General features: G+C 62.6%; 25 protein-coding genes. 14 read left to right on the top strand and 11 right to left on the bottom strand.

Annotated elements, in window-relative coordinates:
• Positions 1 to 33 precede the first annotated feature (33 nt).
• Positions 34 to 687, bottom strand: a complete 654-nt coding sequence (locus tag ABIE35_RS08990) for a DUF6318 family protein (protein WP_354514209.1) — start codon at positions 685 to 687, stop codon at positions 34 to 36.
• A 315-nt stretch (positions 688 to 1,002) separates the two neighbouring features.
• Here ABIE35_RS08990 and ABIE35_RS08985 point away from each other — a divergent pair, with 315 nt between their 5' ends.
• The 7 genes from ABIE35_RS08985 (at position 1,003) to ABIE35_RS08955 (ending at position 4,578) form a co-directional block, all read left to right on the top strand.
• Entirely contained in the window at positions 1,003 to 1,449 is a 447-nt protein-coding gene (locus ABIE35_RS08985) for an Asp23/Gls24 family envelope stress response protein (protein ID WP_354514207.1), read from the top strand.
• Positions 1,446 to 1,637, top strand: coding sequence for a DUF2273 domain-containing protein (locus ABIE35_RS08980; protein ID WP_354514205.1), 192 nt, complete (start codon positions 1,446 to 1,448; stop codon positions 1,635 to 1,637). The genes ABIE35_RS08985 and ABIE35_RS08980 overlap by 4 nt, the downstream gene beginning before the upstream one ends.
• A complete protein-coding gene (locus ABIE35_RS08975) occupies positions 1,634 to 2,014 on the top strand; it encodes a hypothetical protein (RefSeq protein ID WP_354514203.1) in 381 nt (126 codons plus the stop codon). The genes ABIE35_RS08980 and ABIE35_RS08975 overlap by 4 nt, the downstream gene beginning before the upstream one ends.
• Positions 2,011 to 2,676 (top strand): DUF6286 domain-containing protein, encoded by a 666-nt coding sequence (locus tag ABIE35_RS08970; protein ID WP_502921375.1) that lies wholly within the window; start codon positions 2,011 to 2,013, stop codon positions 2,674 to 2,676. Before ABIE35_RS08975 ends, ABIE35_RS08970 begins: the two co-directional genes overlap by 4 nt.
• The gene (locus tag ABIE35_RS08965; protein ID WP_354514201.1) at positions 2,673 to 3,284 is read left to right on the top strand and encodes a hypothetical protein; all 612 of its coding nucleotides are present in this window, start codon (positions 2,673 to 2,675) and stop codon (positions 3,282 to 3,284) included. The genes ABIE35_RS08970 and ABIE35_RS08965 overlap by 4 nt, the downstream gene beginning before the upstream one ends.
• Before the next feature lie 100 nt (positions 3,285 to 3,384).
• Complete coding sequence (locus ABIE35_RS08960) at positions 3,385 to 3,720, top strand: hypothetical protein (protein ID WP_354514199.1); 336 nt, start codon at positions 3,385 to 3,387, stop codon at positions 3,718 to 3,720.
• A gap of 198 nt (positions 3,721 to 3,918) precedes the next feature.
• Complete coding sequence (locus tag ABIE35_RS08955) at positions 3,919 to 4,578, top strand: DNA alkylation repair protein (protein WP_354514670.1); 660 nt, start codon at positions 3,919 to 3,921, stop codon at positions 4,576 to 4,578.
• 28 nt (positions 4,579 to 4,606) lie between these two features.
• On the opposite strand, the gene ABIE35_RS08950 is transcribed toward ABIE35_RS08955, so the two are convergent.
• Entirely contained in the window at positions 4,607 to 5,017 is a 411-nt protein-coding gene (locus ABIE35_RS08950; RefSeq protein ID WP_311211520.1) for a helix-turn-helix domain-containing protein, read from the bottom strand.
• Between the two features lie 242 nt (positions 5,018 to 5,259).
• Here ABIE35_RS08950 and ABIE35_RS08945 point away from each other — a divergent pair, with 242 nt between their 5' ends.
• From ABIE35_RS08945 to ABIE35_RS08930, 4 genes are all read left to right on the top strand, one after another.
• Positions 5,260 to 6,606: an ABC transporter substrate-binding protein gene (locus ABIE35_RS08945; protein WP_354514197.1), complete on the top strand. Its 1,347-nt coding sequence runs from the start codon at positions 5,260 to 5,262 to the stop codon at positions 6,604 to 6,606.
• Positions 6,607 to 6,702: 96 nt separating this feature from the next.
• Positions 6,703 to 7,668, top strand: a complete 966-nt coding sequence (locus ABIE35_RS08940) for a carbohydrate ABC transporter permease (RefSeq protein ID WP_354514195.1) — start codon at positions 6,703 to 6,705, stop codon at positions 7,666 to 7,668.
• Positions 7,665 to 8,627 (top strand): carbohydrate ABC transporter permease, encoded by a 963-nt coding sequence (locus ABIE35_RS08935; RefSeq protein ID WP_142936916.1) that lies wholly within the window; start codon positions 7,665 to 7,667, stop codon positions 8,625 to 8,627. Before ABIE35_RS08940 ends, ABIE35_RS08935 begins: the two co-directional genes overlap by 4 nt.
• A 113-nt stretch (positions 8,628 to 8,740) precedes the next feature.
• Positions 8,741 to 9,793 (top strand): LacI family DNA-binding transcriptional regulator, encoded by a 1,053-nt coding sequence (locus ABIE35_RS08930; protein ID WP_354514193.1) that lies wholly within the window; start codon positions 8,741 to 8,743, stop codon positions 9,791 to 9,793.
• Positions 9,794 to 9,802: 9 nt separating this feature from the next.
• On the opposite strand, the gene ABIE35_RS08925 is transcribed toward ABIE35_RS08930, so the two are convergent.
• The 5 genes from ABIE35_RS08925 to ABIE35_RS08905 are packed head-to-tail and all read right to left on the bottom strand — an operon-like array spanning position 9,803 to position 14,070.
• On the bottom strand, positions 9,803 to 10,759 hold the full coding sequence (locus ABIE35_RS08925; RefSeq protein ID WP_354514191.1) for a DUF8083 family protein: 957 nt from the start codon (positions 10,757 to 10,759) through the stop codon (positions 9,803 to 9,805).
• Between the two features lie 31 nt (positions 10,760 to 10,790).
• Complete coding sequence (locus tag ABIE35_RS08920) at positions 10,791 to 11,597, bottom strand: exodeoxyribonuclease III (protein WP_354514189.1); 807 nt, start codon at positions 11,595 to 11,597, stop codon at positions 10,791 to 10,793.
• Positions 11,598 to 11,657: 60 nt separating this feature from the next.
• Positions 11,658 to 12,224 carry an HdeD family acid-resistance protein gene (locus tag ABIE35_RS08915; RefSeq protein WP_354514187.1) on the bottom strand — a complete coding sequence of 189 codons (567 nt, stop codon included), beginning with the start codon at positions 12,222 to 12,224 and terminating at the stop codon, positions 11,658 to 11,660.
• A gap of 26 nt (positions 12,225 to 12,250) precedes the next feature.
• On the bottom strand, positions 12,251 to 12,877 hold the full coding sequence (locus tag ABIE35_RS08910; protein WP_354514185.1) for a response regulator: 627 nt from the start codon (positions 12,875 to 12,877) through the stop codon (positions 12,251 to 12,253).
• Positions 12,874 to 14,070, bottom strand: coding sequence for a sensor histidine kinase (locus ABIE35_RS08905; protein ID WP_354514183.1), 1,197 nt, complete (start codon positions 14,068 to 14,070; stop codon positions 12,874 to 12,876). Before ABIE35_RS08905 ends, ABIE35_RS08910 begins: the two co-directional genes overlap by 4 nt.
• A gap of 175 nt (positions 14,071 to 14,245) precedes the next feature.
• On the opposite strand from ABIE35_RS08905, the gene ABIE35_RS08900 reads away from it, so the two are divergent.
• On the top strand, positions 14,246 to 14,821 hold the full coding sequence (locus ABIE35_RS08900; protein ID WP_354514668.1) for a GlcG/HbpS family heme-binding protein: 576 nt from the start codon (positions 14,246 to 14,248) through the stop codon (positions 14,819 to 14,821).
• Between the two features lie 9 nt (positions 14,822 to 14,830).
• A complete protein-coding gene (locus ABIE35_RS08895) occupies positions 14,831 to 15,583 on the top strand; it encodes an ankyrin repeat domain-containing protein (protein WP_354514181.1) in 753 nt (250 codons plus the stop codon).
• Here ABIE35_RS08895 and ABIE35_RS08890 read toward each other — a convergent pair whose 3' ends face one another.
• Genes ABIE35_RS08890 through ABIE35_RS08880 form a run of 3 tightly spaced genes read right to left on the bottom strand, consistent with a single transcriptional unit; the run spans position 15,584 to position 18,234 of the window.
• Entirely contained in the window at positions 15,584 to 16,798 is a 1,215-nt protein-coding gene (locus ABIE35_RS08890) for an acetyl-CoA acetyltransferase (RefSeq protein ID WP_354514179.1), read from the bottom strand.
• The gene (locus tag ABIE35_RS08885; RefSeq protein ID WP_354514177.1) at positions 16,795 to 17,481 is read right to left on the bottom strand and encodes a CoA transferase subunit B; all 687 of its coding nucleotides are present in this window, start codon (positions 17,479 to 17,481) and stop codon (positions 16,795 to 16,797) included. Before ABIE35_RS08885 ends, ABIE35_RS08890 begins: the two co-directional genes overlap by 4 nt.
• A gap of 21 nt (positions 17,482 to 17,502) precedes the next feature.
• Positions 17,503 to 18,234, bottom strand: a complete 732-nt coding sequence (locus ABIE35_RS08880; protein WP_354514175.1) for a CoA transferase subunit A — start codon at positions 18,232 to 18,234, stop codon at positions 17,503 to 17,505.
• 175 nt (positions 18,235 to 18,409) lie between these two features.
• On the opposite strand from ABIE35_RS08880, the gene ABIE35_RS08875 reads away from it, so the two are divergent.
• Complete coding sequence (locus tag ABIE35_RS08875; RefSeq protein ID WP_354514174.1) at positions 18,410 to 19,168, top strand: IclR family transcriptional regulator; 759 nt, start codon at positions 18,410 to 18,412, stop codon at positions 19,166 to 19,168.
• On the opposite strand, the gene ABIE35_RS08870 is transcribed toward ABIE35_RS08875, so the two are convergent.
• Positions 19,165 to 19,737 carry a GNAT family N-acetyltransferase gene (locus ABIE35_RS08870; RefSeq protein ID WP_354514172.1) on the bottom strand — a complete coding sequence of 191 codons (573 nt, stop codon included), beginning with the start codon at positions 19,735 to 19,737 and terminating at the stop codon, positions 19,165 to 19,167. The two genes, ABIE35_RS08875 and ABIE35_RS08870, sit on opposite strands and share 4 nt — an antisense overlap.
• Positions 19,738 to 19,922 lie beyond the last annotated feature (185 nt).

Below are 19,922 nucleotides of genomic sequence, written 5' to 3'. Positions count from 1 at the left end.
CCAGCTAGCACTGCGCTAACCTTCACGACGGGCTTACGCAATGACGCCAAGATCCACCACGATCCATGAATCGTTAACGTACTTGGCGAAGAAGGCGAACGCGTCATTAGACGCTTCTGAACTCGACCGCCCGATGCTGCCGTCTGCGTTGTAATAGTCAATCTGTTGCTGAATCACCTGGACTTTCGCTGATTGTATGGAGTCGTCCCTCCAAAGCACCTCTACGACGGGAACTGAGATTTTTCCACCCATCAGCCACCGTCCGTCCGTATATCCGTCTTCGGCGGATTCCCGCAGCCGGAGACACAGACGGCAGTCTTCTGAGATCAACGGCAGCCATGACGACACGTCGCCGGTCTCGTCCACGTAAGAAAGCTGCGCGTACCAGTACCGAATGAATGCCTCCAGCCCCGCCTTCGAGTTCTCCTTCGCCAACTCGGGCATCACGGGGACCGGCACGTTCTGCGCTTTTCCCTTGGCATCCGCGGGCTTGTACACGGCGGATGCCGGAGGACTACCCGGACTCTCCGGAGTAGCCGAAGCCGCCGGAACCGAAGCGCTGCTGGTGGGCGACGCCGTCGTCGAACTCGATTCGGAGGGTGAGCCGCTGGGCGTAGTGCCGCCCTGGCAACCCGTGAGGAGCAGGGCCAGGACTATAAGAAGGGCGGCAGACGAAAGGCGTGGCATGACAGGCTCCCCAGCAGCTGTTTTGGCGATGTGTCGGCCAGTCTAGGTGGGGCAATCGAACCCAACACAGTCACGAATCGGGCGTTGTGGATAACCTGCTCTGCTCACGGCAGGGCAGTGGGCGTATTCTGACCTCGCCGCCTCGTCCCTCGCACGTAACCACTGGGGAAATCATGGTTACGATCGCACGTTCAACCGCAGAAGCGAGCAGGAACTCTCCCGGATGCGGAGCAAAGTGCCGGAAGCTCCCCGAGGCTTCTCCCAAAGCGTCGGAGCTAGACGCTAGGGTGGTACTCAAGAGAAGGGGAGTGCTCCATGGAAGACCAGAACGTGCAGCTTGATCCTGTGCCCGGGAGCGAGATCCTGGGTACTGGACGCACCATCATCTCCGAGGCGGCGGTTGCCAAGGTTGCCGGCATCGCTGCACGCACGGTGCCAGGCGTCTACTCGTTGGGTTCGGGTCCGTCCCGTGCGCTCGGCGCGATTCGCGACGCCGTCGGCAGTTCCGACCACGCGGCAGGCGTGCGCGCGGAAGTCGGCGAGACCCAAGTGGCCGTGGACATCAATCTCGTTGCCCTCTACGGGCACCCCCTGCACAGTGTTGCCAACCAGGTCCGCAGTGCTGTTTTCCGCGCTGTTGAAGAACTTGTGGGCCTCCGGGTCATTGAGGTCAACATCGAGATCAATGACGTCTACGTGGCTCCGCCGGTCAAACCTGCGGGAAGCAAGCCAGCCGTAATGGAAAGGGAGGCACTCCAGTGAGCATGACCGTTGTTGGAATCGCGATGGGCGCCTTCGTAGCGTTCATGTCCCTTTCCTTTGGACTGTGGGGATTCCTGATCTCACTGCTCTTCATGGGCATCGGAGCGCTGCTCGGCCGGGCCGCCGATGGAAAACTGGATCTCCGCAGCGTCCTGGACGCCATTACGGGCCGGCGCTCTTCGTCATGAGCGTGGCTGAGGCTGTGGACTCCACCAGCAGCCTGGCCGGCCACAACCGGATCAGTACCCAGGCTTTGACTTCCTTGGCGCGCGCCGCCGCCTCCGAGGCCCTCGGCGTTGAGGCCAATGACATACGCGCTGATTGGGCGGACGACGACGGCCTGCTGGCTTTGTCGATCGTGGCACCTATCAGCATCCCGGCTTTAACCGAGGTCCTGCGGGACCCGTTGCGCGTCCAAGGCTTCGGCGGCTCCATCTGGGACCGTGCAGTCGCGGCCAAAGCCGCTGTTCTTGAAACAGTGACGCGACTCAGCGGGTTCCAATTAAGCAGGGTGGACATCAGGATCAGCGGAGCCCACATCACGGAGGGGGGCCGCGTTCAGTGACACAGGACCAGGAAACCCAGGACCGTAACACCCGGGATCAGCAAGCTCAGGTGGAGGGATATGCAGGAGCTGGACCGGTGGCCGGCGAAGACCCCGAAATGAGCCGAATCCTGCGCCGTGAAACCCACTCTTCCCGGGCCGCTGCTGCCGCCATTGCCGCTGTCCTGGTCATTGTTCTCTGCCTCTATGCCCTGCTCGAGGCAGGCGTGCGGGCAGTTGGTCAACCACCGTGGCTGATCGATCCCACCACTGCGGCCGGGCGCATCATCGCTCTCCCTGAAGGTATTTCCCCACTGTTGCTTGGTGCCAGTGGCGCCGTAGTTGCCATGGTGGGACTGTTCTTCTTCCTGCTCGCAGTGCTGCCCGGCAGGCGTGCCCGGCATCTGCTCAGGGACGCGCGTACCGCGGTCGTGGTTGATGACGAAGTTCTGGCCTCAGCGCTGGCACGTAGGGCAAGAACCGCTGCGAACGTTACCCAGGAACAGGTCATGGTGATCGTTTCCCGGCAGCTGGTCGTGGTCAATGTGCGGCCTACGTCTGGCAGCAGGGTGAGCGAGGAAGCTGTGCTGGCAGCTGTGCAAGCGGAACTTGAAGAAATGTCTCCCGTGCCGATGCCTTCTGTGCGGGTCAACTTGGCGTCGTCGGGGGTGATTGGCGCGTGAACGGAACACCGCGGGCCCTTAATCGTGTGCTGTTGTTCATCATCGGAGTGAAACTCCTGGCCGTGGGCGTTCTTCTCCTGCTGCTGGCCACCGTGCCCGCTGTTGCGGCTTGGTGGCATGGCTGGTCCGCCGCTGCCTGGGCAGGGATGGAAAATGCCTTCCGCCAAACGCGCTTCCCCGGTCGCGAGGAAAGCTGGTTGTGGATTGTGGCCGGGGCGGTCCTGGTGGCCATCATCATCGCCATGGTCGCTTGGCTGTCTCAGCAAGGTAAGGGCAGGGCCAACCTCCTGGTCGCCAGCGATGACGACAGCCACATCAACGGAGAAGTACGGATCGGTGGCGGCGTCGCCGAGCAAGCGCTGAGGGCGGCACTCGCTGGGAGGGCCGACCTCGCGGCCGCCTCAGTGGCGACTTATGAGGTACGGGGAAGGCCAGGCCTGCGCATCCGGATTCAACCCAGGCAGGGAGTTGCACCACACCTGCTGGCTGCCGAAGTATCCCAGCTGGTTGAAGCGTTGGACCTTGTTATCGGCCAAAAAACCCCGGTGCTGGTGCACATGGTTTCCGGTGCCCGGTCCAGGTTTACCAAGGCGGAGCGCGTCCGCTGATATTGCAGAACGCAAGCCCAAGCCCATAAGTTGAATCCAAGGGGGAAAACCTCCATTGGCACGCTACGTCACACATCCGACCGTTAAAGAGGAGAACACCATGAGTGAAGAGACCACGGGAGCCGAAGCGGTTAACGGCGCAGCAGGAGACGCCAAGGATACGGCAGGTGAAGTGCTTGGGAATGCGAAGGAATTCGCCGGTGAAGCTGTAGAGAACGTCAAGGAATTCGCCGGTGATGCCGCCGAAAATGTCAAAGAGTTCGCGGGTGAAGCCGCTGAAAATGTCAAAGAATTCTTCTCCGGCGATGTAGGAGAAAATGCCAAGGAATTGGCGGGAGACGTCGCAGAGAAATCCAAGGAAATCGCTGGGGATGTAGCCGAAAACGTCAAGGGACTGGGTTCGAAGATTGCTGGTTTGCTGAAGGGCGACAAGTAGCGTTTCCACAAAAAAGGGATGGCAGTTCGCAGCCGCCGCGGCACGTGGGCGGAAGCGGACTGCCATCACGCTGTTCGGGCCCAACAGGCTGTTCGGCAACCCGGCCCGGACCTGGCAACCCGGCCCGGACCTAGTAACCTGAGGTCCATACGCGATGGACAGGAGACCGCAGTGGCCGGAACAACGGTGCCCGACACCATGGTGGCCGGGCTCATGGCTGAGTTGGCGGCGCTGGAAGAACCCCGTGCGCGGGAAATCAACGAAAAGCACGGTGACGACCACGGCGTGAACCTCAGCAAGTTGCGGGCCGTCGCTAAGAGGCTGAAAACGCAGCAGGAACTATCAATTGATTTGTGGGCCACGGGTGACACCGCGGCCAGGCTGTTATCCCTGCTGATCTGCCGACCCAAGGCCTTTGAGCGGGACGAGTTGGACAGCATGCTCCGGGAAGCTCGGACCCCCAAGGTGCAGGACTGGCTTGTGAATTACGTGGTCAAAAAGAGTCCGCACTCCGAAGCGCTGCGGGTGGCCTGGTTCGCCGACGCTGATCCGGTGGTGGCCAGCGCAGGGTGGGCACTGACATCCGAACGCGTGGTCAAGAAGCCAGACGGGCTGGACACTGTAGCCCTGCTGGACGTTATCGAGGCCACCATGAAGGACTCACCGGACCGTCTCCAGTGGGCCATGAACCAATGCCTTGCCATGATCGGGATTGAGTTTCCGGAACACCGGGCCAGGGCTCTGGACATCGGTGAGCGACTGGAGGTTCTGAAGGACTACCCCACGCCGCCCAACTGCACCTCACCGTTTGCGCCCAGCTGGATCAACGAGATGGTGCGGCGCCAGACAGGTAAATGAGCCAGACAGGTACATGAGGCGGCCAAATTCAGCCTCTGTTGCGGTGCATCATCCGGTACGTGAGCTCAGCGAGGAGTTCTTCGTCGGAAAGGTGCGATGCCCGGGCAATGGGAGCCGCAGGGACGGCGATGCGGGGAGGTCCCTGCCGTGGTTCGTCTCCCGAACGCATGTCGTCCGGAGTGATCATCTCCGGAGCAAACGTCGATTTTCCCTTGAGGACCTCTGAAACGGATCCTGCGCGCCAGCCCAACGCATGCTCAAGCTTGCGCTGGTTGATTTCCTGGGTGCGTCGCGTTCCTGATTCCAAGGTACGGACGGTCTTGATGGCGGTGCCTGCCTGCTTAGCCAATTGCACTTGGCTCAATCCTTGAGCCAAGCGTTCTTCCTTGATTAATCGGCCGATGGTCTGCAGTGCTTCAAGTTCATCCACACTTCCCATTTTTCCATAGGCAACATTGGGTAACCAAATCGAAACGGGCTCCCGCTGGCAGGGATGACCCTTCGAACGCCCCGTCACAACGGCCTGCGGCAGCCCTCTTGCAGAGATCGGCAGGTTACTTGGTATCGATGCGGTTACGTTCGGTGTAAGCGCTTGCATTTTGGCTCCCATTCTAGCTAGTGTGAGCGTCACCACATCAATTGCGCCGCCGAATCACTTGTACTCAGCGAGGAGTCTTTAGCATGAAGAAAACCAAGTACCTGCTACCGGTCGCAGCCGCCGGTGTTCTGGCACTTACCCTTTCCGCCTGTAGCGGAGATGGAGGGGGCGGGGGATCAACCGCAGGATCGGATGATTGCTCCGCTTACGAAAGCTACGGAAAGCACGATGGCAAGACGGTCTCCGTCTACTCGACGATCGTGGACATTGAAGCAACTAATCTCGAGGAATCCTGGAAGCAGTTTGAAGACTGCACCGGGATCACCATCAAGTACGAGGGCAGCAAGGAATTCGAAACGCAGATCGGCGTTCGTGCCCAGTCCGGTACCGCCCCTGACGTTGCCATCTTCCCGCAGCCTGGCCTCCTTGCCACCCAGGTCCGGGCCGGTTACCTGAAGCCCGCTCCACAGACCGTGTCCGATTTGGTGGACAAGAACTGGTCCCCGGACTGGAAGAAGTACGGCACGGTGGATGGCAAGTTCTACGCCGCTCCGATGCTCGCCAACGTCAAGGGCTTTGTTTGGTATGCACCCAAGACCTTCAAGGACAAAGGCTGGGAAGTCCCCAAGACGTGGGACGAAATGATCGAGCTGTCCAAGAAGATCGCGGCAGATGACAAGAACATGAAGCCGTGGTGTGCAGGATTCGAGTCCGGTGAAGCAACTGGCTGGCCGGGCACGGACTGGATCGAAGACGTGGTTTTGCGCGAACACGGCCCCGAGGTCTACGACCAGTGGGTAGCTCACCAGATTCCGTTCAACGACCCCAAGATCGTCGATTCCTTCAACAAAGCCGGCGACATCCTGCTGAACCAGGACATGGTTAACGGCGGTTTCGGTGACGTCCGCTCGATCCTGAGCACCGGCTTCGCCCAGGCAGGCCAGCCGGTCCTTGACGGCACCTGCGCCATGCACCACCAGGCCAACTTCCAGGCCGCCAACTGGCCTGCAGGAACAAACGTTTCAGAGGACGGCGACGTCTGGGCCTTTATCACTCCGCCGATTGACGAAAGCAAGGGCAAGGCAGTCACCGGTGGCGGCGAAATGGTGGGCGCCTACAAGGACACCCCTGAGGTTCAGTCGTTCCTGGCATACCTGGCCAGCGCCGACTTCGCCAACAACCGCGTCAAGCTCGGAGGCGTAGTCAGCGCAAACAAGGGCCTGGATCCCGCCAACGCGCAGTCTGACCTTGACAAGCTGACCGTCCAGATCCTCCAGGACCCGGACACGGTGTTCCGTTTCGACGGCTCGGACCTGATGCCGAGTGCCGTTGGCGCCAACTCGTTCTGGAAGGGCATTGTGCAGTGGATCAACGGCACGTCCTCCCAGGAAGTTGCCAACAGCATCGAATCCAGCTGGCCTAAGAGCTAACTCCCAGAGTGCTGCCTCCCCTGACTGGTGCGCCCAGCCGGGGAGGCAGCGCTTTTCCCGGAACTTAGTGATTCACTCACGCCCCGGAGGTTGGGTATGGAATTTATTGGAGAAAAACTCCTACAAGTAGTGATAGCCCTGGCGATCTTCGCTGCGGTCATCGGCCTCATCATGTTGCTGGTGGACAGGGCGCCTAAATCAGTCAAAGACAAGGTCACGGTGGCGGGCTTCCTTGCCCCTGCCGCCATCCTGATGGTCGTGGGCCTGGTCTATCCGGCAATCCGCACGTCAATGCTCGCTTTCACGGATGCCGGTGGAAATGCCAACGGCTTCGACAACTTCGTCTGGATGTTCACGCAGCCCGAGGCTCTGACCACACTGCGGAACACGGTTGTATGGACCGTCCTGGTGCCCTTGCTCTCAACCAGCTTTGGCCTTGCCTACGCGGTGTTCATCGACAAGGCCCGGGGCGAAAAGGTTCTGAAGTCGCTGGTCTTCATGCCTATGGCCATCTCCTTTGTGGGTGCCGGCATTATTTGGAAGCTCGTGTACGACTACCGCGGTCCCAACATCGAGCAGACCGGTGTCATTAACTTCTTCAGGGTGGCCTTGGGGATGGATCCCAAGCAGTTCCTGCTGGATGCTCCGGAAAACACCATCTTCCTCATCATCGTGATGGTCTGGATCCAGACCGGTTTTGCCATGGTGATCTTGTCCGCGGCCATCAAGGGTGTTCCGGTGGAACTCATCGAGGCAGCCCGCTTGGACGGTGCCAACGCATGGCAGCAGTTCCGCAACGTCACAGTGCCAGGCATCCGTGGAGCTCTGGTGGTGGTCCTGACCACCATTACCATTGCCACGCTGAAGGTCTTCGACATTGTCCGGACCATGACCGCCGGCAACTATGACACGTCCGTGGTCGCCAACGAAATGTACACACAGGCCTTCCGCGCCGGTGAGCCGGGACGTGGTGCCGCTTTGGCCCTGATCCTGTTCCTGATGGTGCTGCCCATCGTTGTGTACAACGCTCGAGTCCTTCGCAAGCAAAGGGAGATCCATTGACAGCCACGCCAGCCCCGAAAGAGGCCTCGAAGGCCACCCGGCAGCGTCCTGGATCCGACCCCACGGAGGACGCCCAGCCGATCATGCGGCGCGTCAAGACCAAGCTCACCTCCAAGTGGGCAACAGCGGCAGCAATCATTATCGCCGTCGTATGGTCTGTGCCGACGTTCGGCCTCTTTGTCACCTCGTTCCGTCCTGCCGCCAAGCAGGTCGGTCCCCGGTCCGACGGCTGGTGGAACGCCTTCGTCGACTGGCAGTTCACGTTCAAGAACTACGCTGACGTCCTCACGCCGGCGGGTTCGCAGTCAGCCAACCTTTCCCAGTACTTTGTGAACTCCATAGCGATCGTCATCCCGGTCACCATCTTCGTGCTGGTGCTGGCATCCATGGCCGCTTACGTGTTTGCGTGGGGAAAGTTCAAGGGGCGGGACGCACTCTTCATCTTCGTCTTTGCCCTGCAGATCATCCCCCTGCAAATGGCGCTCATTCCGCTCCTGCAGTTCTTCACGCAGACCCTGCAGTTGCCGGCAGGATCCTACGCGCAACTGTGGATCGCCCACACCATGTTCGGCCTTCCGCTGGGCATCTTCCTGCTCCACAACTTCATCTCCGAAATTCCCGGTGAAGTCATTGAGGCAGCAAGGGTGGACGGTGCCGGACACAGCACCATCTTCTGGCGGATTATCCTGCCGCTCTCCGTTCCGGCGCTTGCCTCGCTGGCAATCTTCCAGTTCCTGTGGGTCTGGAACGACTTGTTGGTGGCCTTGGTCTTCTCCGGCGGCACGGCGGACGTTGCTCCCATTACGCAGCGTCTGGCTGAGATCTCCGGTACCCGTGGGGCCAGGGATTACCTGAACCCGGCGGCAGCATTTGTCTCCATCATCGTTCCGCTCCTGGTCTTCTTCGGCTTGCAGCGCTACTTTGTGCGCGGCCTGCTGTCCGGCGGTCTTAAGGGCTAGGAACCGCAGCCTCGGTTGCGCAGCGCATTACGCCGCTGCGTAACCGAGGAATGCAAAGCACAAGTCCACCTTTAAGGTGAAGGCGGAGCAACGGCGGCCGGAGAGGGGAGCCTGTGTCACGAACAACGGGTAGGTCCCAACGCGGCGGTCATTCCGGCGTCAGTATTGAGGACGTCGCCGCAGCCGCCGGAGTTTCGACGGCGACCGTCTCACGAGCCGTCCGGGGTTTACCGCGGGTGTCTCCCGCCACCCGCGAGAAGATCCTGGAAGTAGCCAGTTCCTTGGGCTATGTGGCGTCGTCGTCGGCGTCGGGCCTGGCGACCGGCCGAACGCGCACCATCGGCGTCCTGGCCCCCTTCGTCAGCCGGTGGTTCTTCTCCAAAGCGATCGAAGGTGCGGACCGGGAACTGCATTCGCGCAAGTACAACCTTTCCTTGTTCAACCTGGGCGGACACGGCAGCAACCGTGAGCGGCTCTTCAGTTCCACCATGGTCTACAAACAGATCGACGCCCTTTTGGTGCTGTGCATGTCCTTGACCGAGGAAGAGTTGGAACACCTCCACAAGATCGACATCCCGCTGGTGGTGGTGGGCGGCCACGTCGAAGATTGTGCGTACATCGGCATCAACGATTACGACGCCGCGTCCACCGCTGTGCGGCACCTCCTGGACCTGGGCCACAAGGACATCGCGCTGCTCCACGGCGACGACGAAACAGACCTGAACTTCGACGTGCCGCGCGTGCGTATCCGAGCCTTTCAGGAAGTCATGACCGACGCCGGACTGGAAGTCCGCCCGGAATGGGACCAGTGGGGCGATTTCACCGTTGCCAGCGGCCAACAGGCCTTCAACCGGCTCTGGAGCCAGCCTGGACGCAAACCGACGGCCATTTTCTGTTCGTCGGATGAGATGGCGATGGGCGTTATTTTCGAGGCCGGACGCCATGGCGTCAGGGTGCCTCAGGACCTATCCGTCATCGGCATTGACGATCACGATTTCTCGGCCTCCATTGGCCTGACCACAGTGGGCCAGCGCCCCGACAACCAGGCCGAACTTGCCACGAAAATGCTGTTGGACGAGTTGGACGGCATCCCGAAAGCCGTGCATTCGGAAGTAGCTCCCCATGAGCTGATCGTGCGCGAGACAACAGCCCCACCAAGCGCATAAAGGTGCGGGTTAGGAGGCCCGAGCCAGCTGCCGGATGGGGATCCACCGCGACGCGAGCCTGCGGTAGGCAGCGGCCGCGCCAGTCATGTCGCCCTCGGCCAGGCACTCGATGCCCAGCCGCACGTCCATGGGGGACTCGTCCGGGTACACCTTGTCTGCCACCGCGCCGTAGTCCAGCTCCACCATGGACTGGATATGAAAGAGTTCCAGCCATTCGGTGAGCTGCGTCAGGTCATCCAGCATGTCCAAGTCCGGGGCAGCCAAGGCCAAGTGGGCCACGGCGAAGCGTGCACGGTCCAGGGCCTCCGTCAGGGGAGTCCACACCCGTACTGTGAGAATGCGCCCTTCAGACTCCACCACGTCCTTGCGGTCCGACTCGGCGAAGAGCGAGAACCAGCTGAACGGAATACCCCACGTTGAGGCCCGGGTATGGACGCGCTTGGCATCTTCCCCGGCATTGATCCGATCGATTCTGACCTGGTGCTTGTCCCGTTGCGAGACGGGAATGAGGAGGTCGGCCAGGGGACTGTGCACACCGTCCATGAGCGCGTTGGCTGCCAAGCCGGCCCGAATGACCAGTTGGCTGGGGCAGTAAAGCAGCCGTCCGGCGTCGTGCCCTTCCGGGGCGGATGCGGCACTGTGGCGGGACGCGGCAGCTCCGTCCGCTGCGGCTGCTTGGTCCGTTCCAGTTTGTTCCGGCGTCGCCGCGTGACGTCCGGTGGGAACGCGCGTCATGCGTACCAAGTCGGTGCTGCCGGTGGGGAACGGGTCGCCGCCGGAACGCGTGATGCGGCCCAGCGAGGCTTGCAGCTCCGCATTTTCGACGGCGGCCCGGGAACCGCTCTTGCTGCCCTTCGCCACGAGCTGGCGCTGCTGTTCGGGTGGGAATGCTTCGAGGGGCTCGTAAATGCGCAGCGAGGAAGAGAATGGCAGCCCTGCCTGGCCCCGATACAGGTTTCCAGTCATATCAGCCGCCCCTTTCGTCAGTTATGTGTACTCAGTTTGCGAGCTCCACGATCACGGGAGCGTGGTCCGAAGCGCCCTTGCCCTTACGCTCCTCGCGGTCAATGGAGGCGCCGGTGACCCGCGAAGCCAGTGCCGGGGATGCGAGGCAGAAGTCGATCCGCATGCCTTCCTTCTTGGGAAAGCGCAGCTGCGTGTAGTCCCAGTAGGTGTAGACGCCGGGACCCGGAGTGTAAGGGCGGACGACGTCGGTGAATCCGGCGGCTTCGAAAGCGTGGAAAGCGGCGCGCTCGGGTTCGGAGACGTGGGTGTAATTGTTGGTGCGGAACAGCTCGATGTCCCACACGTCGTCGTCGAACGGCGCGATGTTCCAGTCACCCATGAGGGCGATCTGCGCAGTGGGATCGGATTTGACCCATTCGGCGGCGTGGCCCTGCAGGACGTCCAGCCATTCGATTTTGTATGGCATGTGTTCGTCGTCCAGAGAACGACCGTTGGGAACGTAGAGGCTCCAGATGCGGATGCCGCCGCAGGTAGCGGCGATGGCGCGGGCTTCCTGGGCGGGATCCTTGCCGGCCTTGCCGAACGCCGGCTGGTCCAGGAACGTTCGTTGAACGTCTTCCAGTCCAACACGTGAGGCGATGGCAACGCCGTTCCACTGGTTCACGCCGAAGTGGGCAACCTCGTAGCCCATACGCTCAAAGAGCTCCCACGGGAAGTTTTCGTCCTTGCACTTGGTCTCCTGGATGGCCAGGACATCGCAGTCGCTGCGCTCAAGCCAAGCTTCAACGCGGTCTGCACGGGCGCGGAGGGAGTTCACATTCCAGGTAGCTATCTTCACAGCCACTAACTTACCGAACTTGGTGCTGAGCGCATCCCCTGACGGCTTTTTACCGCGATCCTAGTGGCCATACAACGGCTCCGTGTGGGCCAGTTTGCGCAGCCCGATGCCCGAAGCGATGAGCAGCAAGCCCATCACCATCGCGAACCCTGCCAACATCCACACGAGGCTCAGGAAGCCCAAGCCCGGATTCACCAGCACAAAAATGCCGAAAGCGGTGGTGATGAGGCCGGTCAGGAACCAGATTCCCCAGTTGCGGACGAAATTCCTGGCTGCCAGGGACAGGACGATTTGTGAGAGACCCAGGACCAGAGCCCACAGCCCGATAAGGACGCCCACTGCCGCGGCCGTAATTCCCGGCCAGGCAATGGCCAGGATGCCGGCAGCGATGGAGATCAGGCCGCCCACTATGGTCCAACGGGACCGGCCTGCGGGGTCGTAGAAGTAATGCGCCACGCTGGTGACGCCGTCAATGATCGCGAAGACCCCGAACATGACAATCACCACGAACGCCGTGGCGCTGGGCAAGGCAATAATCAACAGGCCAAAAACAATGGCGAGGACTCCCCGGACGATCAAAGCCGTTCCCGGGGTTTTGAACATTTTGCGATCCGCTGCGTCCGACATAGGGCCAGAGTAGCCAACCGCGTCTCCTACCGCATCCCCTCTCGTCGGATAGCTGTGGCGATGGCCGCTGCCCGCGTCTCGACGCCCAGTTTGGCGTAGATGTGGGCAAGGTGGGTCTTGACCGTTGCCTCGGAGATGAAGAGGCGTTTTCCGAGGTCACGGTTGCTGAGGCCTTCGGTGAGCAGGCTGAGCAGTTCCGCTTCGCGGGGAGTGAGGATCTCATCCGGGTTCCGCAGTTGTTGGAACAGCCGGGAGGCCACCGGAGCGCTCATCACGCTCTTCCCCTGCACAGCCCCGCGAACCGCCGCGAAGATCTCCTCCGGGGCGGCATCCTTGAGCAGATAGCCCATGGCGCCGGCGTCCACGGCACGGACGATATCTGCGTCCGAGTCGTAGGTGGTGAACACAATGATCGCCTGCTTGGGGGTTCGCTGGCGGAGCTGTTTGATGGCTTCGATGCCGTCCATCCCGGCGCCCATGGCCAGGTCCATGAGGACGACATCGGGGGCATGCCGCTGCGCCGCTTCCAGGGCTTCCTCACCGGAGGCGGCTTCCCCGACGACGGCGATATCGGCTTGGGTGCCCAGCAACGCCTTGAGCCCGCTCCGGACTACGGTGTGGTCGTCCACGAGGACCACGGAAATGCTGGTCACAGGGCCTCCTCCTCCTTTGCGCCGTTGGCTGGTTGTGCGGGCGGCCCGACCGGCAGTTGCGCCGCGATGATGGTGCCCTCGTCCGGCGTGCTCTCCACGGACAATTCTCCGCCCAACTGTTCCACGCGTTGCCGCATGGCCCGAAGCCCGTATCCTCCGGCTTCCGACGGCGGAGGTACCGTTCCGGGATCAAAGCCGCGGCCGTCGTCGTACACGTCCAAGGTGACCGCATCCGGAAGGTACCCAAGGGTCACGCTGGCGTGGTTGGCGCGGGCATGGAGTTTGATGTTGGCCACTGCGCTCTGGGTGACGCGCAGCAGTGCGTGCCGCACCTCGGAAGGGAGTGGTCGCGGATCTCCGGTGACCTGGACACGGATGGTCTCCACGTATTGCCGTGCGGCGTGCTCCAAAGCCTCGGGGAGGGGCCCGGTTTCCAGGCCGGGCGCGGAGAGTTCGTGCACCAGGCTGCGGGTATCGGCGAGGTTGCGTCGCAACAGATCCGCAGCTTTGCGCACGTCCTGGTTCGATGCAGGAGCCGGCCAGGCACGTTGGGCTGCTTCGAGGAGGAGCAGGCTGCTGGCCAGGCCCTGAGTGACGGTGTCGTGGATTTCCCGGGAAACGCGCTCGCGCTCGGCGGCGACTCCGGCCTCCCGCTCGCCGGCGGCAAGCCGGTCCTGGTCGCGCTCAATCTTGTCGTAGATCAACGTGAGCAGGGCGCCCGCGGCGAGCGGACCCAGCAGCATTGCGATGTCTGTCCAGTCGCTCATCCGGAAGAGTCCGACGGCGGTGGCGGCCGCCGTTGCGCCACCCGCCACATAGGCGGCCCACCCTCGGAAAGCGGTCCGGGTGAGGAAGAAGATGGCGAAGGAACACCATGCGAAGCTGGGGGCGGCAATGACGAGCGCTGCCCACGCCGCTACCAACACGATCATCCACGGAATCCAGAGCCGGCGCGGCTGGCCGGGTTGCCGCCGGCCACGTTCCCGTCGCCGGGCCAGCATTGCTGTGACCGTGTAGAGGGCGCAGACGGTTCCAGCCAACGCGACTGTCCAGAGGTTGTCGGCGGGGGAGTGCCGCATGACGTAGCGCACCCCTGAAGCGACCATCAGGACGGCGAAGCCCAGATGCACCACAGCATCGATGCGGCCATCGAGGCGAATGCTCGGAGCCGGCTGTGGAGGGGCAGTTGGCATCTTCCCATGCTAGGTCCCGCGCGGGCGTTGGTCTCTCCACCTTTTGGCTGATACCGATGACGGAAAGGCTGAGCCCGGGAACGGCGACCGGGCGATGTGGTGTGGGGGCGTCCGCGAAAGCATGGAGATGTACCCGATGCCAACTGCACCCGACGCTCACTACAAGGAGAATCCCGTGAAGAAGTCCAACAAGATGATCGCCGCCGCCGCTGCCGGAGCGCTGCTGCTCACCGGCGGTGTTACTGCCGTGGCCAATGCCGTGTCTCCCGCCGCAGCACCGGCCGCCGCCCCCGTGAAAGTCGCCGCAGAAGTGCAGCCGGCGCCGGAGAACGTCGTAGCCCAGAACCGCATCTCCGTGGGTGCTTCGAGTGCCGCAGTCAACGCCGCGCTCGCCAAGTGCCAGGCGGATAAATTGCCGTTCGTCACCGTGGCCTTGGTTGACCGTTTCGGCACCGTCCAGGCACTCCTTCGCGGTGATAACGCAGCAGAGCACACCATCGAAGCCGCCAAGCAGAAGGCCTACACGGCCGCAGCCTTCGGTGCTCCCACCAGCGAACTCGCCAAGCGCATTAACGGCAACGGCCCCTCCATCGCAGACCTCCCGGGCACCTTGTTCCTGTCCGGCGGGGTTCCGTTGAAGGTCAACGGTGTTTCCGTTGCCGGCATCGGAGTTGGCGGCGCACCCGACGGCGCCTTGGATGAAGCCTGCGCAACCGCTGGCGCTGAGGCCCTGGCTGCGGCAGCGAAGTAGCCTCGAGGTATGAGTCTTGCGAAGACGCGCAGGCCGGCTGCGGGTTTGGTGATCGGTGCGGGTTTGCTGGTCGCCGGGCTCGTGGCCGGCTGCGCGCCGGCTTCTCCCTCCTCGCCCACGGCCAGTTCAAGCTCGACGGCGGCGCCCCCGCCTTCCAGCCCGGGCCCGCCTTCTGAACCTTCGCCAGCCCCCAGCACGGCCGCGACGTCGAGCGTAAGCCCCGTCCCGTCGTCGTCGGCTGCAGTGCCACCCAAACTCTCACCGGAGGCCCAGATGGAAACCGATCGGCTCCTGATCCTTGCCGCGAAAGCCAATGACGCTGCGAGGGTTCGTGAACTCATCGCAGCCGGCGGAAACGTCAATGCCAAGGACGACATCCAGGACTCCGCGTTCCTCTACGCGGGCGCGGAGGGTTTCAACGAGGTCCTGCAGCTGACCTTGGCCGCGGGGGCGGATGTTCGCAGCACCAACAGATACGGCGGCACTGCGCTGATCCCGGCGAGCGAGCACGGGCACACGGAAACCGTCCGGATTCTGATCGCAGCAGGTGTACCCGTGGACCACGTCAACAACCTGGGCTGGACCGCCATGCAGGAAGCCATCCTGCTCAATAATGGTGGACCCAATCAGCAGGAAGTGGTCCGACAATTGCTTGCAGCCGGTGCCAACCCGGACATCCGCGACCCCCAGGGCCGAACCGCCCTGCAGAACGCAGAGCGGCTCGGGTTCGTCGAGATCGAGGAACTGATCCGTAACCGCTAGCTACACGGCTTCCAGCACGCTCACGTAGTTGGCGATGCCGACGCCGCCCATGTTCTGCACGGCACCACGGCGGGCGTTCGGGAGTTGCATGTCCCCCGCGGTGCCCGTGAGTTGCATGGCCGCGATGACATGCTGCGACACGCCTGTGGCGCCCACTGGATGTCCCTTGGCTTTGAGTCCGCCGGAAACGTTGACGGGCAGTTTCCCGTCCTTGTATACCCAGCCCTCCTGGACAGCGCGCGCACCTTCGCCGCGAGGTGTGAGCCCCATGGCCTCATACATGATGAGCTCGGCGATGGTGAAGCAGTCGTGCACCTCGGCGAAGTCCAAGCCCTCAAGGTCTACACCAGCCATGCCCAGCGCACGCTCCCAGGAAGCCCTGGTGGCTGCGAACTCGGTGGGATCGCGCTTCTCCGCTGGGAAGAAGTCGTTCGCGTGACCGAACCCGGCAAGGCGCACTGGCGCCGTAGCGCCACCGGTTGCCGACGTTGACAGCACGACGGCGGCGGCACCGTCCGAGACCGGCGAACAGTCCGTGCGGCGCAAGGGCTCGGCCACCATGGGGTTCTTCTCGGAAATGGTCCGGCAGAATTCCTCGCCGAAGTCCCTGTGCATTTGGGCGTACGGGTTGTCCAGGCCGTTGCGGTGGTTCTTGGCGGCAATTGAGCCCAGGACATCACCGAGGCCGCCGGGGTACTCCCCGGCGTCGATGCCGGCCCCGAAGCGCTTCCCGTAGTGCTTGGCCACCTCAGCGAACAGGCCAGTGAATCCCGTGGAGGACGCCTTGCCCGCCATCTCGTACGAAGCACCGAGGAGGGCTGCCCCCACCACATCCGCGCCGGCGTCGGTCATTTTCTCGGCCCCAATCACCAGGACGTTCCGTGCAGTTCCCGCGAGGACTGCCTTGACCCCCTGCTGGAAAGCCGCCGAGCCGGAGGCGCAAGCATTCTCAGTGCGCGTTGCGGGAACATTGGCGAGATCCGCGGACAACTGAAGGGCCAGCGATGACGTGAATCCCAGGGGTTGCATGCCGGAGTTGAACTGCCCGAGGTAAATCTCGTCAATGTCCTTGGGGTCCAACCCCGAGTTCATGATGGCTTCGCCGGCCACCTGGACGATCAGCGACTCCAAGGTGTCATCCGTCAGCTTGCCGAACTTGCTGTGTCCCCATCCTGTGAGCAGGATGTCTTTACCGAACTGGTCTTTCAGGCTCATGCGTTGGCTCCTTCAAGCGTGTGTTCTTCAGAGGTGAGCGCTTCCGTGAACTCCGCGTCCGTCTTGCTGCGGAGCTCTTCCGAAGTGACGCCCGGGGCGAGGCGGGTCAGTAGAAGGCGGGTGCCGCCGTCGTGCGTGTCCTCGATGTCAAAAACGGCGAGGTCCGTGATGATCCGGTCAACGCAACGGAGGCCCGTCAGCGGGAGGGTGCATTCGGTGACGATCTTGGCCGAGCCGTCCTTGGCGTTGTGCTCGGTCAGCACCACCACACGCGGTGTTCCGGCCACCAGGTCCATGGCCCCGCCCATGCCCTTGACCATCTTTCCGGGAATGGTCCAGTTGGCGAGGTCGCCGGAGCCGGAGACCTGCATTGCGCCCAGGATGGCCACCTTCACGTGCCCGCCACGGATCATGCCGAACGAGGTGGCGGAGTCGAAGATGCTCCCACCGGGGGTGATGGTGACGGTCTGCTTGCCGGCGTTGATAAGGTCTGCGTCTTCCTCGCCCTCGTAGGGAAAGGGGCCCATCCCGAGCAAGCCGTTCTCGCTCTGGAGGACCACCCGCACGCCGTCGGGCAGGTTGTTGGCCACCAGCGTGGGGATGCCGATACCGAGGTTGACGTAGTCGCCGTCGTTCAATTCTTCGGCCGCGATGGCGGCCATCTGGTCACGTGTCCATGCCATGGTGATGAGCTCCTATGCTTTCTAAACCGTGAGGGATTCGTGCCGGGGGCGGACTGTGCGCTGCCGGACCGTGCGCTGTTCGATGTCCTTGACCCGCGCGGTGGCCTGGACCAGCCCTTGCACGTAAACGCCGGGGGTCACGATGTGGTTGGGGTCCAGCTCGCCCGGCTGCACAATGACCTCGGCCTCGGCGATGGTGACTTTCCCGGCGGTGGCCACCACCGGGTTGAAGTTCCGGGCGGTGTAGCGGTAGATCAGGTTGCCGTCCGTATCAGCCGTGTGGGCGTGAACCAGCGCGACGTCGGCGGTGATGGCGCGCTCGCGGACGTACGTGACGCCGTCGAACTCTTCCAGGGGCTTGCCTTCGGCAACCAAGGTTCCCACGCCGGTGCGAGTGTAGAAGGCGGGGATGCCGGCGCCGCCGGCGCGGAGGCGTTCAGCCAGGGTGCCCTGTGGGGTGAACTCCACTTCCAGCTTCCCGGCGAGGTACTGCTCGGCGAAGAGCTTGTTTTCGCCCACGTAGGAAGCGATGACCTTCCGGACCTGGCCCGCTTCAATCAGCACACCGAGCCCCTTGCCGTCCACGCCCATGTTGTTGGACACGATGGTGAGGTCCTTGGCACCCGATTCCCGGACGGCGTCGATCAGATCCGCAGGGATACCGCTGAGGCCAAAACCGCCGACGGCGATGGTCAGGCCGTCTGCCATGAGGTTCTGCAGCGCTTGGGCTGCGCTCGCGTAAATGGTTGACATTCCGAACTCCTCGTTGAGCCTGTTGGGTCGTCCACTTTATGGACTCATGGATTCCTAGGGAAGAGCCTAGGTTTCATGCCGAGTACGCGCAATGAGCAGTGGTGTCGGCTACTCATGGTGTGGACGCTAGGCTTGAAGTTGTCCATATTGTGGATGAAACTTCCTGGAGGGTGCTATGGCGGTACAAGGAGCGCAGGTTGTTGGCAGGGTTGCCCAGTTGCTGAGGCTCGTGGGTCGGAAGCCGGAGGGAACCTCTCTGGCGGGGCTGGTCCGGGAATCCGGGTTGACCCGTCCCACCGTGCATCGGTTGCTGACCTCGTTGGCTGCCGAAGGTTTGCTGGAGCACGACGCCGGCAAGTGGGTGCTGGGGCCGGAGATCTTCCTGCTGGGCTCCGTGGCGGCCGCCCGGTTCCCCATGGAGGACATTGCGCGTCCGTCGCTGCGCAGGCTCGCTACGGAAACGGGGGAGAGTGCGTTCTTCTCCATCCGCCGCGGTAACGAAACCATTTGTGTCCTGCGAGAAGAGGGTGCTTTCCCCGTGAGGTCGTTTGTCCTGCACGAAGGGGTGCGCTTCCCGCTGGGGGTGGCTTCTGCGGGGACCGCGATCATGGCCTTCCTGCCCCCTGGGGAACAGGACTCGCTGCTGGATCATTGGTCCGCGCATGCCGGAGAGTTTGCCGCGGGACATCCTGCTGACGTGGTGCGGGACAACCTGGAACGGACGCGGCTGGCGGGGTACTCCGTCAATCCGGGGCTGATCCTGGAGGGTAGCTGGGGCATGGGAGCCGCGGTATTTAACCAGCAGGGCCAGCCGGCGTGGGCTCTCTCCCTGACCGGGATTGAGCCCAGGTTCCGTCCGGACCGTCAGGAGTTCCTGGGCAGGCTGTTACTCGAGGAAGCGCACCGGATGACGGCACGCCTGCAGGGGGGCTAGTCCAGGTCCAGACGCATCAGCACTCGCGGGAAACCGTTGAGCACTGAGGTGGTTTCGGCGACCTTCCTGAAGCCTGCCCTTTCGAAGAGCCTCCGGGTGCCCACATAGGCCATGGTCAGATCAACCTTGCCGCCCTTGTTGTCCACGGGGTACCCCTCAATGGCGGGCGCTCCGTGGCTTTTGGCGAAGGCGATGGCCCCGCGCAGGAGCTCATGGGAGATTCCCTTGCCGCGATGCCCCGGCCTCACCCGAATGCACCAGACGGACCACACCTTCGCGTCGTCCACCTGCGGGATCTTCCGGTTCTTCGCAAAAGTGGTGTCCGCACGCGGGTGGACCGCTGCCCACCCAACTACTTCCTCGCCGTCGTACGCTAAAACGCCGGGAGGCGGGTCCTCGGAAACCAGCTTTTGAACGTACTTGCCGCGTTCCTGTTTTTGGAGCTCCTGGTTCAGCTTGGACGGGATCCGGTAGCTCAGGCACCAGCACACGTTGGAGTCGGGGTTCTTGGGCCCCACCATGATTTTCACGTCATCGAACACCGTAGCGGGTCGGACCTCGATAGCCATGCGGACCATCCTGTCATCGGGGTGAGCCCCTCCGCCAGGGGTTGCCTGCGTGATGCACCGGGATTCACGGGTTCAAAAAACTTTTTCAATCCGGACCCATCCACCCCGTCCCACCCTCCGAATAGCTGGTGAGACACAAACCGCCGGTGAAGCAAAAGCAGCATCAGCAGCCAGTGTCCCACCAC

Origin of the sequence: Paenarthrobacter sp. 4246, from assembly GCF_040546855.1 — a bacterium.
In the GTDB taxonomy this organism is placed as follows: Bacteria; Actinomycetota; Actinomycetes; order Actinomycetales; family Micrococcaceae; genus Arthrobacter.
The sequence above is the reverse complement of the archived record's forward strand: the minus strand, read 5'-3'. Positions and strand labels throughout refer to the sequence as shown.

What these genes read in the sequence shown, in the direction of transcription:
- ABIE35_RS08990 (WP_354514209.1), bottom strand. Translation starts at nt 687, where the DNA reads ATGCCACGCCTTTCGTCTGCCGCCCTTCTTATAGTCCTGGCCCTGCTC.
- ABIE35_RS08985 (WP_354514207.1), top strand. Translation starts at nt 1,003, where the DNA reads ATGGAAGACCAGAACGTGCAGCTTGATCCTGTGCCCGGGAGCGAGATC.
- ABIE35_RS08975 (WP_354514203.1), top strand. Translation starts at nt 1,634, where the DNA reads ATGAGCGTGGCTGAGGCTGTGGACTCCACCAGCAGCCTGGCCGGCCAC.
- ABIE35_RS08960 (WP_354514199.1), top strand. Translation starts at nt 3,385, where the DNA reads ATGAGTGAAGAGACCACGGGAGCCGAAGCGGTTAACGGCGCAGCAGGA.
- ABIE35_RS08955 (WP_354514670.1), top strand. Translation starts at nt 3,919, where the DNA reads ATGGTGGCCGGGCTCATGGCTGAGTTGGCGGCGCTGGAAGAACCCCGT.
- ABIE35_RS08950 (WP_311211520.1), bottom strand. Translation starts at nt 5,017, where the DNA reads ATGGGAAGTGTGGATGAACTTGAAGCACTGCAGACCATCGGCCGATTA.
- ABIE35_RS08945 (WP_354514197.1), top strand. Translation starts at nt 5,260, where the DNA reads ATGAAGAAAACCAAGTACCTGCTACCGGTCGCAGCCGCCGGTGTTCTG.
- ABIE35_RS08940 (WP_354514195.1), top strand. Translation starts at nt 6,703, where the DNA reads ATGGAATTTATTGGAGAAAAACTCCTACAAGTAGTGATAGCCCTGGCG.
- ABIE35_RS08925 (WP_354514191.1), bottom strand. Translation starts at nt 10,759, where the DNA reads ATGACTGGAAACCTGTATCGGGGCCAGGCAGGGCTGCCATTCTCTTCC.
- ABIE35_RS08915 (WP_354514187.1), bottom strand. Translation starts at nt 12,224, where the DNA reads ATGTCGGACGCAGCGGATCGCAAAATGTTCAAAACCCCGGGAACGGCT.
- ABIE35_RS08905 (WP_354514183.1), bottom strand. Translation starts at nt 14,070, where the DNA reads ATGCCAACTGCCCCTCCACAGCCGGCTCCGAGCATTCGCCTCGATGGC.
- ABIE35_RS08895 (WP_354514181.1), top strand. Translation starts at nt 14,831, where the DNA reads ATGAGTCTTGCGAAGACGCGCAGGCCGGCTGCGGGTTTGGTGATCGGT.
- ABIE35_RS08890 (WP_354514179.1), bottom strand. Translation starts at nt 16,798, where the DNA reads ATGAGCCTGAAAGACCAGTTCGGTAAAGACATCCTGCTCACAGGATGG.
- ABIE35_RS08885 (WP_354514177.1), bottom strand. Translation starts at nt 17,481, where the DNA reads ATGGCATGGACACGTGACCAGATGGCCGCCATCGCGGCCGAAGAATTG.
- ABIE35_RS08880 (WP_354514175.1), bottom strand. Translation starts at nt 18,234, where the DNA reads ATGTCAACCATTTACGCGAGCGCAGCCCAAGCGCTGCAGAACCTCATG.
- ABIE35_RS08875 (WP_354514174.1), top strand. Translation starts at nt 18,410, where the DNA reads ATGGCGGTACAAGGAGCGCAGGTTGTTGGCAGGGTTGCCCAGTTGCTG.
- ABIE35_RS08870 (WP_354514172.1), bottom strand. Translation starts at nt 19,737, where the DNA reads ATGGCTATCGAGGTCCGACCCGCTACGGTGTTCGATGACGTGAAAATC.